The following is a 12,755-nucleotide window of genomic DNA, read 5'->3' on the forward strand; positions in this document are numbered from 1 at the left end:
CTTAAAGCATGATCCGGAAAAGTGGAAACCGCTTTTGGCGGCAAGCCCGGCCGAAAAGCAGGAGCCCCGTCCCGGACATGCCGGAACGGGGCTCCAAAGTTCTCAAGGGTGGACCAAAGGCCCTCCCCGCATCGGCGACTTAGCCGAGATAAGGATAAAGCGGGAAGCGCTCGGTCATGTCGACCACCTTGCGCTTGACCGCCGCCTCGACGGCAGCGTTGCCCTCGTCGGAATTCGCCGCCTTGAGGCCGTCCAGGACTTCGGCGATCAACTGGCCGATCTCGCGGAACTCGGCCTCGCCGAAGCCGCGGGTCGTGCCGGCCGGGGTGCCGAGACGGACGCCCGAGGTGACGAAGGGCTTTTCCGGATCGAAGGGAATGCCGTTCTTGTTGCAGGTGATGTTGGCGCGGCCCAGCGCTGCCTCGGCGCGCTTGCCGGTGGCATTCTTGGGACGCAGATCGACCAGCATCAGATGGTTGTCGGTGCCGCCCGAAACGATGTCGAGGCCGGTGTCCTTGAGGCTGGCGGCGAGCGCCTTGGCGTTGGCAGCGACATTTGCCGCGTAGGTCTTGAACTCCGGCTTCAGCGCCTCGCCGAAGGCAACCGCCTTGGCAGCGATGACGTGCATCAGCGGGCCGCCCTGGAGGCCGGGGAACACGGCCGAGTTCATCTTCTTGGCGATATCCTCGTCATTGGTGAGGATCATGCCGCCGCGCGGACCGCGCAGCGACTTGTGCGTGGTGGTGGTGACGACATGGGCATGCGGCAGCGGCGACGGGTGCACGCCGCCGGCAACCAGGCCAGCGATGTGGGCCATGTCGACCATTAGGTAGGCGCCGACTTCGTCGGCGATCTCGCGGAAACGCTTCCAGTCCCAGATACGCGAATAGGCGGTGCCGCCGGCGAGGATCAGCTTCGGCTTGGTCTCGCGGGCGAGGCGCGCGACCTCGTCCATGTCGAGCAGATTGTCGTCCTTGCGAACGCCGTAGGACACGACCTTGAACCACTTGCCGGACATGTTGACCGGCGAACCATGGGTCAGGTGACCACCCGAATTCAGGTCGAGGCCCATGAAGGTGTCGCCCGGCTGCAGCAGGGCCAGGAACACCGCCTGGTTCATCTGGCTGCCGGAATTCGGCTGGACGTTGGCGAACTTGCAGTCGAACAGCTTCTTGGCGCGCTCGATCGCCAGCTCTTCCGCGACGTCGACGAACTGGCAGCCACCATAGTAGCGCTTGCCGGGATAACCCTCGGCGTATTTGTTGGTCATGATCGAGCCCTGCGCCTCAAGGACGGCGCGGGAAACGATGTTTTCCGAGGCGATCAGCTCGATCTCATGGCGCTGGCGCCCGAGTTCGTTGCGGATCGAGCCGAAGATTTCGGGATCGGCCTCCGACAGCGGGGTTCCAAAGAAGGATTCGAGGTTTTTCGAGGCGGCCATGGCTGAAGATCCTTAGGTCCGGAGGGGGCATCGGAGAGGTTCGGCGCGCCATTAACACACTTGACCCTGCGTCGCCACGTTTGGAGCGCGAAATTTCGTGGTCGCTTTGCGCCACAACGTCGCGACAACGAAAAAGGCCGCCCCGAAGGACGGCCTTTTCAAAGTCATTGTCGACGTTTCAGAGCGCCGAGGTGATCTGCAGCTCGTCGACCCCGTCGCGGCCATAGATGTCGTCGCGGAACTGAACGACGCCATCACCCGTCGACCAGGCCGAGACATAGGTGAAATAAACCGGCACCGGATTGGAGACGGGGACCGGGGTGTTTTCGCCCGACTTGATGGTCTGCTCGAAATGCTGGCGGCTCCAGCCCGGCGTGTCGCGCAGGATCCAGGTGACGAGGTCGCGGACGTTCTGGACGCGCACGCAGCCCGAGGAATCGAAGCGCATGAGCTTGTTGAACAGGCTCTGCTGCGGCGTGTCGTGCATGTAGACGCCGTCCGGGCTCGGGAAGTTGATCTTCACCGACGCCATGGCGTTGATGGCACCCGGGTCCTGGCGGAACAGGTACTTGGCGGCCTCTTCGGTCGACCAGTCGACGGTCATCGGATCGACCTCGCTGCCATCGGGGGCAATGAGGCGGATCTTGTTGTCCGTCAGGTAATTGGGGTTCTTGCGCATCAGCGGGATGATGTCCTTGCGGACGATCGACACCGGGGCATTCCAGTAGGGATTGACGACGATCTCGTTGATCTTGGAATTGACGATCGGCGACTGACGATCGACCTTGCCGACGATCGCGGTGTGGCGCAGAACGACGCGGTCGTCCTCGACGGCCTCGACCTGGGCGGCCGGAATGTTGACGTTGACATAGCGCTGGCCGAGCGTGCCGGCCTGCGCCTGCAGGCGGCCGAGATTGGTCTCGAGCTGGCCAAGGCGGACCTGGGCGCTGATGTTCATCGCCGCATAGGTGTACTGGCCCATGACACCGTCGGCCGGCAGGCCGTGACGCGCCTGGAAGCGCTTCAGCGCGGCGTCGACATAGGTATCGAAGGAGCTGGAGAGGCCGGCGCGCGCCGACAGGTCGCCGGACACCATCAGGCGCTTGCGCAGGACCTCGACATCAGGGTCCTCGACGCCCAGCTTGAGCTTCTTGGTGGCCGGAACGACCGGCCAGCCGCCCTGGGCTGCTATGTTCTGATACTGGCCGATGGCCTGCTGGGTGTAGGCCACGGTCTGCTGCGAGAACACGGGAAGCGTGCTGGCGACCTTGGCCCCCTGGCTCACCTTGGCGTCGAATTCATCGTCCCAGTTGCCGCGCCGCGACGAACCGAGCACTTCGCCGATCACGTCCTGAGCGCTGGCTGCACCCGAGATGGCTGCCATGGCGATCGCGCCGGCACCGGTGAGAAAGAAACGGCGGCTAGTTTTCATGGACATCCCAGACATATTCGCGCAACTCAACCGGCAGGAGATTTCCCGCGACGATATGACGGCCATACTTAACAATTAGCCAACCATAACCCGGCATCACTACGCGTGAAACGCGACTTCATTGCACGGGTTGCTGACGGCCGAACAGGCAGATCTGGCGCATCACTGTTGTTCGATAGTCATCCGAATATGGCGGCAACATGGCTGGGCCGCCTTTGATCGCACCGGCGCGATCCGAAAAAGGAAGAGCCGGTGCATTTCTGCAACCGGCCCTGCGACTGGAGGTCGTTTCCTTTTGGGCGGACTTGCGGCGCCGCGCGAGCCGTCTTGCTTACATGCGATAAGCGATGGTGTCGTTCCAGAAGCGGTCGAGGCGCTGCAGGGCGCGGTTCATCTGCTTGAACTCGTCGGTGTTGATGCCGCCGACCTGCTCGATTGAGCCAACGTGACGGTCATAAAGGCCGGCCACGACCTCGGCCACGTCCTGGCCCTTAGGCGTCAGGCTGACGCGGACCGAGCGGCGATCGATACGCGAGCGCTGGTGGTTGATGAAGCCGAGCTCGACCAGCTTCTTGAGGTTGTAAGAGACATTCGAGCCGAGATAGTAGCCGCGGGAGCGCAATTCGCCGGCGGTCAGTTCCGCATTGCCGATGTTGAACAACAGCAGAGCCTGGATCGCATTGATGTCGCTGCGGCCGTTGCGGTCGAACTCATCCTTGATAACGTCAAGAAGACGGCGATGAAGTCTTTCAACCAGCTGCAGCGATTCCATGTAAAGCGAACGGATCGCTTCGTTACGGTCCTCGGAAACCATGGCGGGCTTAGCCACCTGACGCGAATTGATCATTGTCTTTGCCTCTCTGTTGTCGCCTGGTGACTTTTTTGTTTGTTGTCACCTTGATCGCGAACTTATCGAATACCCATAAAATTCGACTTAAACGTCAGGCTTAACAAGGGCTTACCAGCCAGTGGTTTCGAAAGAGGGTTAATGAAAACCCTTCAGAGTAAGAATAATTAACTTTGTATTTTATGGAACGTCCGGCAACGCCCTGAAAGCGTTGGCTACTGCGCGGCGCGGCGCCGTTTCAGGTGCAGGACAATACGGAACGCCGCGTAAATCACAGCCACCGCAATGTGCGAGACGACAATCAGCGGCCGCAAGCCGAACAGATCGGGAAAGCCGGCATACATGACGATCTCGGTGGCCGCGCAAATGAACCAGATGACCGGCCCCCAGGATGACAGCATCCACAGGCCGATGGCGGCGAAGGGAAAAAAGACGGAAAGCGTGACAGCCGCAATCTGCCAGTGAATAGGCATCAGGTCGAAGCGCCAGAGCGGGCCGTCGTAGACGCCGATCAGGCGGACCCAATAGAGAATGCCGAACAGCAGGCAGTAGGCCGCAACCACACGCAGGAACCAGGCGAAGGCGTTTTCCGTGGCCGATGGATGCATTTCGTGGAGACGCCCTGCACTGTCGGTCACAGGGCAAGCTCCCTGTCGCCCAGCGTCTGGAAATAGCGGTCGATTTCCGCCGGATCGACATCGGCCAGTCGCGCCGGTTGCCAGACCGGCGTCGAGCCCTTGTCGATGATCGCGGCCCGGATGCCTTCATAAAAGTCGCGACCGGCCAGCATGCGGTTCAGGATGCGGAACTCCATGCGCATGCAGTCGTCCATCGACATCGTCAGCCCGGCCCTGATCTGCCGGAAGGCGACAGCAAGGCTGGTGGGCGAGCGCAACCGCAAGGTTGCGAGCGTCTTTGCCGCGAACTCACTGGTGTCCGCCTCGAGGCTCTCGATGATCTCGGCAAGCGATTGCCGGGAGAAATGCAGGGCGATGGCTTCAAGCGTTTCACGGTCGGTCTCACGCTTGGCCGGGTGGAAAAATCCACGCAGCACCGCCTCCGGCTCGCCTGTCTCGCAAAGGCGCTCCACGAGCCCGATCTGTCCATCGGCGGCAATGGTGTGCGTGGCCAGACCTGACCAGAGCGCATCGCCATAGCGGATTCGATCGCCGGTCAGCGCCAGATACATGCCGAAATAGCCGCCAAGGTCGGGCAGCAAATGGCTGCCGCCGACATCGGGAAAAAACCCGATGCCCACCTCAGGCATGGCGAACTGGGCATTCTCGGTCATCACCCGGTGGGAGCCGTGGAAGGAGATGCCGACGCCGCCACCCATGACGATGCCGTCGATCAATGAGACATAGGGCTTGGGAAAGCGCGCGATCTGGGCGTTCAACCGGTACTCGTCGGCAAAGAAGTCGACCGGCGGGCTGCCGGCGCGGCCGGCCTCGTAAATGTGCAAGATGTCGCCGCCCGCGGAGAAGGCCCTGCCCTCGGCCTTGACGACGACAAGCGCAACGTCGCGGTCGGCCTGCCATGCCTCGAGCGCACGAGACAGCGCGCCGACCATCTTGTGGGTCACCGCATTGAGAGCCTTCGGCCGCGTCAGGGTGACGATGCCGGCGCTGCCGGTCCGCTCGAAACGGATTTCATCGTCGCCGCCAAAATCCATGTCCAAGAGATTCCCTCACATCGAAACCGCCTGCAGAGCTAATGTGCTGCGCGTGGGTGCGTCAATGCCGCAGGTCCCATCCTGCACCTTGGTCTTGGGCAAATCGGCATGCTAAAAACTGCACAATCCGGAGACGAGCGATGAACAAGTTCACCCCAGCCAAGCCAGCCGGCGCACGCAGCGTCGACGAAATCACCGGCAGCCGGCGCCTGCGCCGCATGCGCAAGGCCGACTGGTCGCGCCGCCTCGTGCAGGAAAACCGCCTCAGTGTCGACGATCTCATCTGGCCGATCTTCATCATCGACGGCGAGAACCGGCGCGAGGCCATTCCGGCGATGCCCGGCGTGTTCCGCCTGTCGATCGATCTCGCGGTCAAGGAAGCGGAACGTGCGGCCAAGCTCGGCATTCCGGCCATCGCCACCTTCCCCAATGTCGAAATGGGCCTGCGCGACCAGACCGGCGCGCATATCCTCGAACCCGACAACCTGATCAACCGCGCCACCCGCGCATTCAAGGCGGCGGTGCCCGAGATCGGCATCATCACCGATGTGGCGCTCGATCCCTTCACCAGCCACGGCCATGACGGTATCCTGCGCGAGGGCACCATCGTCAACGACGAGACCGTCGCCCAGGTGGCTGCGGCCGCCGTACTGCAGGCGGCTGCAGGCTCCGACATCATCGCGCCTTCCGACATGATGGACGGCCGCATCGGCGCCATCCGCGACGCGCTCGACGACAACGGTTTCCAGGACGTGGCGATCATGTCCTATGCGACCAAGTTCGCCTCCGCCTTCTACGGCCCCTATCGCGAGGCGATTGGCACGCAGGGCCTGCTCAAAGGCGACAAGAAGACCTACTACATCGATCACGCCAACTCGGACGAGGCCGTGCGCGAGGCCGAACAAGACCTCGCCGAAGGCGCGGACATGCTGATGGTCAAGCCCGGCCTGCCCTATCTCGACATCATCCGCCGCCTGAAGGACGAGTTCCGCGTGCCGACCTTCGCCTACCAGGTGTCGGGCGAGTACTCGATGATCAAGGCTGCGGGCGCCAATGGCTGGATCGATGGCGAAAAGGCGATGCTGGAAAGCCTGCTCGCCTTCAAACGCGCCGGCTGCGACGGCATCCTGACCTATTTTGCGCCAGAAGTGGCGCAGATGCTGAAGGGCTAACCAAGCTCCGACGACGGGATCCCATACGCCAGCTCACGCCAGAATTCTTGAATCCGGCGTTGCAATTCCCATCTGTTTTCCTGTGCGGGCAATCTTGCCCGCCTATCGAGGGCACAATGACCGCACGCGTTCTGGACGGCGAAATCATCACCAGCAGGCTTGAGGACTCGCGCGCCTATGACGGCGTGCGGACGCGCCGGGTGCTGGCCTTCCTGATCGACTATCTGATCGTCGGGCTGCTGCTGATTCCGTTTGCCATCATCATCTTCTTTCTCGGGATCCTGACGCTCGGCCTCGGCTGGGCGCTGTTCGGCATCCTCGGCCCGGCAGTGGCACTGCTCTATGTCTGGACGACCCTCGGCGGCCCGAATCAGGCGACCACCGGCATGCGAATCATGGGCATCCGACTCGACCGCCTCGACGGCAGGCCGGTGGACGGCCTCCTGGCCATCGTGCATTCGGTGCTTTTCTGGGCTGGCAACGTGGTTTTGACGCCACTTGTCCTGCTGGTCTCGCTGTTTTCCGACCGCAAGCGCACGCTGCACGACCTGTTGCTCGGCACGGTCGTCAGCCGCAGCGACAGCTGAAATTGCCATTCGCCGAGTCAAAACGGGCATTTGCGCCAAAATGTGAAGGCAAAGAATCCACTTACCTTCACATTCATGTTGAATTTTTCGCGGGTAGCGCCAAGCTAGGGAACATTGATTGGGAGTCTTCCTGACGCTCGATGACGCAGCATCCTACCCATTCCCCGCAATTCTTCCTGACGGCGCCTTCCCCATGCCCCTATCTTGAAGGGCAATTCGAGCGGAAGGTCTTCACCCATCTGGTCGGCGACAAGGCCCCGGAAATGAACGACCTGCTGACCCAGGGCGGTTTCCGGCGTTCGCAGAACATCGCCTATCGGCCAGCCTGCGAAACCTGCAGGGCGTGCGTCTCCGTCCGCATCCTGGCCCAGGAATTCAAGGCGACGCGCAACATGCGCCGCGTGATCGAGCGCAATTCCGACATTGTCGGCGCCATGCATGACGCCGAGCCCTCGACTGAACAATATTCGCTGTTCCGCAGCTATCTCGACGCCCGCCACCGCAGGGGCGGCATGTCCGACATGACCGTGCTCGACTACGCGATGATGGTCGAGGATACCCATGTCGACACCAAGGTGATCGAATATCGCCGTCGCGGCCCCGACACCTTCATTACCGGTCAGGGCCAGGGCGAACTGATGGCCGTGGCGCTGACCGACCAGATGGCCGACGGCCTGTCGATGGTCTATTCCTACTACAATCCTGAAATGGACGAACGGTCGCTTGGCACCTTCATGATCCTCGATCATATTGCCCGCGCCCGCACCATGGGCCTGCCCCACGTCTATCTTGGCTACTGGGTCAATGGGTCGCGCAAGATGAACTATAAGGTACGCTTCACCCCTCAGGAGCATCTCGGCATGAAAGGCTGGGAGCGCTTCGAAGGCGACATCTGAGCACGTCCGGCCCGTTTTCCACGCTGCCGTAGACCATCTGGCAGGGAAAATCGTGGCAAGCACTCATTCCAATCATTCCAAGGGCCTGTTGCTGACTGCGGTAGGCGGCATGGCGCTGACGGTCGACATTCCACTGATCAAGCTCGCCGACGGCAATCACTGGTCGATCCTGCTGATGCGGAGCGGCGTGACGTTCCTGGCTGCCATCGTCATCTGGCTGGTCTGGCGCTCGTTCAGCCGCAACGCGCCGCAGCTCATCCCTGGCCGGGCCGGACTGGTGGTCGCCGTACTCTACGGCATCGGATCGATCGCGTTCGTCACCGCCGTGTACAACACCTCGACGGCCAACCTGGTGTTCATCCTGGCGTTCAACACCGTGTTCGCGGCGGTGTTGTCGTGGATTTTTCTCAGGGAGCGGCCGCGGCCGGTGACCATGCTCGCCATGCTGGCCATGGTCGGCGGCGTGCTGATCATCGTTGGAAGCTCGATCGGCACCGGCCACCTGTTCGGCGACCTGATGGCCGTTGTCTCGGCTTTCTGCATTGCCTCGGCCATTACCATTTCGCGTTCCAGCGGCAAGGACATGGGCTTCACGGCACTCGTCGGCGTTCTCCTGCCCTGCCTGCTCGCCGCCTACATGGTCTCGATAACCGGCTTTCAGATTGAGGCGCCATGGTGGATCATCTTCAACGGCGCAGTGATCATGCCGATCTCATTCTTCTGTCTCGCCAACGGCCCGAAATACATTTCCGGCCCGGAAGTGGCGATGTTCTACCTGCTCGAGACGGTGCTTGCGCCGATCTGGGTCTGGATGATCTTTGCCGAGGTGCCGACACACAACAGCCTGATCGGCGGAGCGATCCTCATCGTCACGCTCGTCGCCCACTCGGCCTGGCAGCTTTCGGAAAGCCGTAAGCGCAGGGCAAGCGCGGCAGTTCAGCAGGCAGCATGAAGCGCAGGCCTGGGGCCTAGCCTGCCTGCGTTCGCTTGGCCGGGGGCAGGCCCTCGCTGATGGCTTCAATGGTGCGCGGCGCCCCCGCTTCGGGCAGCACGTTGGCCGCAATCGCCGCCGCCTCGTCGTTCAGCTCGATCTCGCGAATCCATTCGCGCCAGATCGCGACCAGCAACGCCATCAGTACCGGGCCGATGAACAGGCCGAGCAGGCCCATCGTCTTGACTCCGCCGATGAGACCGAAAAAGGTCGGCAAGAAGGGCAGCTTGATCGGCCCTCCGACAAGCTTTGGCCTCAGCGTCTTGTCGACGATGAAGAGTTCGACGGAACCCCAGCAAAAAAGCGCCACACCAGCGACTGGCGAGCCACTGGCAACCAGATACACCGAGACCAGCGTGAACGACAAAGGCGCCCCGCCAGGAATGAGCGCCATGAACCCGGTAATGACGCCCAGCGTGACCGGCGAGGGAACACCGGCGACCCAGTAGGCCAAGCCAAGAACGACGCCCTCACCTATGGCGATCACCGTCATGCCCATGACGGTGGCGCTTATCGTCTTGGGCACGACGCGCGAGATGCGCTCCCAGCGCATCGGCAGGATACGTTCGCCCAGCCGGTCGAGCTGTGCGACGAAGGATTCGCCGTCGCGATAGGTAAAGAACAGGGCGATCAGCATGAACAGCAGCGTCAGCATGATACCGAAGGCGCTGCCACCGGCAGCAAGCACGCCCCGGTAGATGCTGCCGATATTGGCGCCGCTGACGAGCTGGATCAGTTCACCGATGGAACCGGGATGACCAACATAGCGGGTCCATTGCTCGTTGAGCCATTCGCCGACGACCGGGAGATTGTTGATCCATTCCGGCGTCGCTGCGCCATGGCGGTTGGTCTCGAGCGCCCAGCCGAACCACTCGCGGATCTCATTGACCGCATAGGTCGCGGCAAAGGAGATCGGCACCACCAGGAAGGCGACGATGAACAGGAGCGCCAGCGTCGCACCGACAGTCCTGTTGCCGTCAACCGCCGCAAGAAGCCTTCGATAGAGCGGCCAGCTGGCGAATGCGATGACGAGTGCGGCCAGAACAGGGACCAGGAAGCCGTGAAAGAAATAGATGCCTGCGGCAACGATCAGCACCAGCAGCCAGCGCGCCGCCGACAAGGGCGGCACAAGGGCCGCGCGCATCGGCTGGGACGGGCCGAACAGCCTCGGCTCTCGCTCCGGTTTGCGGGATTCAGTCACTTTCAAGGGCCTTGATCTCCTCGGCCCTGAAGTGGACCCGATTGGACACCCGGCGCCGCTTTACGACGCCGATGGGAAGATCATAGAGGCTTATGCGAGGCAGCGCACGAAAACTTTGACACACTGCCGCATTCGAGACGCTAGCCAAAGCGGCCGGTGCGCGGGAAGCCTTTCGGCACCATGCGTCCGGCCGTGGCGCGCGTTCCGATCCACTCGACCAGTTCCTCTCGTGACCGGGTGAAGGTTCGGTCCGCGGAATCCAGCCAGCTCAAGCCGCTCTCCATCGTGAAGGTCTTCACGTCGAGCACGCCGCCGTCCTTGTACTTCTGCAGCCTGACGCCCTTGCCGCGCGTCATCTCGGGGATCTGCTCGAGCGGGAACACCAGCATCTTCCGGTTCTCGCCGACGATGGCGAGATGATCACCCGCAAGCGGGATACAGCGCTTGGCTTCATCCGGCGTCTTGACGTTCATCACCTGCTTGCCCTTGCGGGTGTTGGCGACAACCTCTTCCTCGGGAACCGTGAAGCCATTGCCCTCGTGGCTGACCAGCAGCAGCTTGCGCTTGGGCTCATGGACGAAGGCGGTGACGATGTCCTGGTCGTTGTCCATGTCGACGATGATGCGGATCGGCTCGCCATGGCCACGGCCGCCCGGCAGGCGGTCAGCGCCAATGGTGTAGAACTTGCCGCCTGTCGTGAAGACCAGGATCTTGTCGGTCGTCTGCGCGTGGAGGGCCAGCTTGAGGCTGTCGCCTTCCTTGAAGGTGAGCTGCCCGAAGTCGGCCAGATGCCCCTTCATCGCTCGCAACCAGCCCTTCTCCGAGACGACGACCGTGACCGGCTCCTTCTCGATCATCGCGTGCGCGATGTCGGTGAGGTCGTGGTCGGGGGCTTCGGCAAACACGGTACGGCGACGGCCGAGCTCGGTTTCGGGGCCGTAGTGCTTGCGGACCTCGCTCACTTCCCACTTGATCGTCGACCACTGCTTGGCATCGGAAGCGAGCAGCGCTTCGATCTGCTTCTTCTCGGTGCTGAGCGCGTCGAACTCCTTGCTGATCTCGAATTCCTCGAGCTTGCGCAGGGCCCGCAGGCGCATGTTCAGGATGGCTTCGGCCTGGGTATCGGTCAGATCCCAGCGCGCCATCATCACCCGCTTGGGCTCATCCTCCTCACGGATGATGCGGATCACCTCGTCGATGTTGAGGTAGGCAATGAGGTAGCCGCCGAGAATTTCAAGGCGCTTTTCGATCTCGCCGAGGCGGAACTTCGATCGACGAACCAGCACCTCGCGGCGATGGTCCAGCCATTCGCGCAACACGCTCTTGAGCGACAGCACGTTCGGCACCTTGCCGCGCGACAGCACGTTCATGTTGAGCGGGAACCGGCTCTCGAGCTCGGTGAGCTTGAACAGCGATTCCATCAACAGGCCCGGGTCGACCGTACGGCTCTTGGGCACCAGGACGACACGAATGTCCTCGGCGCTTTCGTCGCGGATGTCTTCGAGCAGCGGCAGCTTGCGGGCGATCAGCAGTTCGGCGATCTTTTCGATCAATCGCGACTTCTGCACACCATAGGGGATTTCAGTGACAACGAGGTTCCAGGTGCCCCTGCCCTGATCCTCCTGCTGCCACATGGCGCGCATGCGGAAGCCGCCACGCCCGGTCTCGTAGGCGTTGACAATGGAGGCCCAGTCGTCGTCGACACTGCCGCCGGTGGGGAAATCGGGGCCACGCACCTTGCAGTTCAGGCGCAGCTCTGGATCGTCCTTGATGCGATCCCATTCGCCCGGCGAGGTCATCAGGTCGGTGACTGAAGCGTCGGGATTATCGATGAGGTGGAGCGCAGCGCTGCAGAGCTCTGCGGCATTGTGCGGCGGGATCGAGGTCGCCATGCCGACGGCGATGCCGGACGAACCGTTGGCAAGCAGATTGGGGAACGCGCCCGGCAGGACGACCGGTTCCTCGTCTTCCTCGTTGTAGGTCGGGCGATAGTCGACGGCGTCTTCGGTGATGCCCTCGAGCAACGACACCGAGACCTCGGTCATGCGCGCTTCGGTGTAACGCATGGCGGCGGCGCTATCGCCGTCGATGTTACCGAAATTGCCCTGCCCGTCGACGAGGGGGTATCGGACGGAGAAATCCTGCGCCAGACGCACCAGCGCGTCGTAGATCGACTGGTCGCCATGCGGGTGGAACTTGCCCATCACCTCGCCGACGATACGGGCGCATTTGGCGAAACCCTGGTCGGGATTGAGCCGCAGCAGCCGCATGGCATGCATGATGCGGCGATGGACCGGCTTCAGTCCGTCGCGCACATCCGGCAAGGCCCGGTGCATGATGGTCGACAGCGCATAGGCCAGATAGCGCTCTTCGAGCGCCTTCTTCAGGTCGACCGGTTCAATATTGTCGCCACCGTCATTTCCAGGCGGCAAAAGCCCTTTTCCCATGGGTTTGGACTAGCGGAACGGGTGATTCGCGACAAGCCTTATCGGCAAAAGCAAGGGGCGACACAGTCG

The 12,755-nt window shown here is 62.3% G+C and carries 11 protein-coding genes; 4 read left to right on the top strand and 7 right to left on the bottom strand.

Annotation, left to right across the window (positions count from 1 at the left end; all coding sequences use genetic code 11):
* Window positions 1-139: 139 nt before the first annotated feature.
* The 5 genes from glyA to CO731_RS19910 all read right to left on the bottom strand — a co-directional run bounded on the left by glyA (window position 140) and on the right by CO731_RS19910 (window position 5,392).
* On the bottom strand, window positions 140-1,441 hold the full coding sequence (gene glyA, locus CO731_RS19890) for a serine hydroxymethyltransferase (RefSeq protein WP_108608498.1): 1,302 nt from the start codon (window positions 1,439-1,441) through the stop codon (window positions 140-142).
* 178 nt (window positions 1,442-1,619) lie between these two features.
* Window positions 1,620-2,873, bottom strand: a complete 1,254-nt coding sequence (locus CO731_RS19895; protein WP_108609943.1) for a L,D-transpeptidase family protein — start codon at window positions 2,871-2,873, stop codon at window positions 1,620-1,622.
* 331 nt (window positions 2,874-3,204) lie between these two features.
* Window positions 3,205-3,720, bottom strand: a complete 516-nt coding sequence (locus tag CO731_RS19900) for a winged helix DNA-binding protein (protein WP_055971496.1) — start codon at window positions 3,718-3,720, stop codon at window positions 3,205-3,207.
* Between the two features lie 215 nt (window positions 3,721-3,935).
* The gene (locus tag CO731_RS19905) at window positions 3,936-4,328 is read right to left on the bottom strand and encodes a DUF6163 family protein (protein ID WP_108609944.1); all 393 of its coding nucleotides are present in this window, start codon (window positions 4,326-4,328) and stop codon (window positions 3,936-3,938) included.
* Between the two features lie 26 nt (window positions 4,329-4,354).
* Window positions 4,355-5,392 carry an enoyl-CoA hydratase/isomerase family protein gene (locus tag CO731_RS19910; protein WP_108608499.1) on the bottom strand — a complete coding sequence of 346 codons (1,038 nt, stop codon included), beginning with the start codon at window positions 5,390-5,392 and terminating at the stop codon, window positions 4,355-4,357.
* Between the two features lie 140 nt (window positions 5,393-5,532).
* Between CO731_RS19910 and hemB the strand changes: the two genes are divergently transcribed.
* From hemB to CO731_RS19930, 4 genes are all read left to right on the top strand, one after another.
* A complete protein-coding gene (gene hemB, locus CO731_RS19915) occupies window positions 5,533-6,564 on the top strand; it encodes a porphobilinogen synthase (RefSeq protein WP_108608500.1) in 1,032 nt (343 codons plus the stop codon).
* 116 nt (window positions 6,565-6,680) lie between these two features.
* Window positions 6,681-7,151, top strand: coding sequence for an RDD family protein (locus tag CO731_RS19920; protein WP_108608501.1), 471 nt, complete (start codon window positions 6,681-6,683; stop codon window positions 7,149-7,151).
* 140 nt (window positions 7,152-7,291) lie between these two features.
* Complete coding sequence (locus CO731_RS19925) at window positions 7,292-8,047, top strand: arginyltransferase (RefSeq protein WP_108608502.1); 756 nt, start codon at window positions 7,292-7,294, stop codon at window positions 8,045-8,047.
* A 49-nt stretch (window positions 8,048-8,096) separates the two neighbouring features.
* Window positions 8,097-8,999, top strand: a complete 903-nt coding sequence (locus CO731_RS19930) for a DMT family transporter (protein ID WP_343207456.1) — start codon at window positions 8,097-8,099, stop codon at window positions 8,997-8,999.
* A gap of 16 nt (window positions 9,000-9,015) precedes the next feature.
* Here the strand turns inward: CO731_RS19930 and CO731_RS19935 are convergent, their stop codons facing one another.
* On the bottom strand, window positions 9,016-10,245 hold the full coding sequence (locus CO731_RS19935; RefSeq protein WP_108608503.1) for an AI-2E family transporter: 1,230 nt from the start codon (window positions 10,243-10,245) through the stop codon (window positions 9,016-9,018).
* Window positions 10,246-10,379: 134 nt separating this feature from the next.
* The gene (gene parC / locus CO731_RS19940) at window positions 10,380-12,686 is read right to left on the bottom strand and encodes a DNA topoisomerase IV subunit A (protein ID WP_108608504.1); all 2,307 of its coding nucleotides are present in this window, start codon (window positions 12,684-12,686) and stop codon (window positions 10,380-10,382) included.
* Window positions 12,687-12,755: the final 69 nt, after the last annotated feature.

Origin of the sequence: Aminobacter sp. MSH1 (genome assembly GCF_003071665.1) — a bacterium.
Classification (GTDB): Bacteria; Pseudomonadota; Alphaproteobacteria; order Rhizobiales; family Rhizobiaceae; genus Aminobacter; species Aminobacter niigataensis.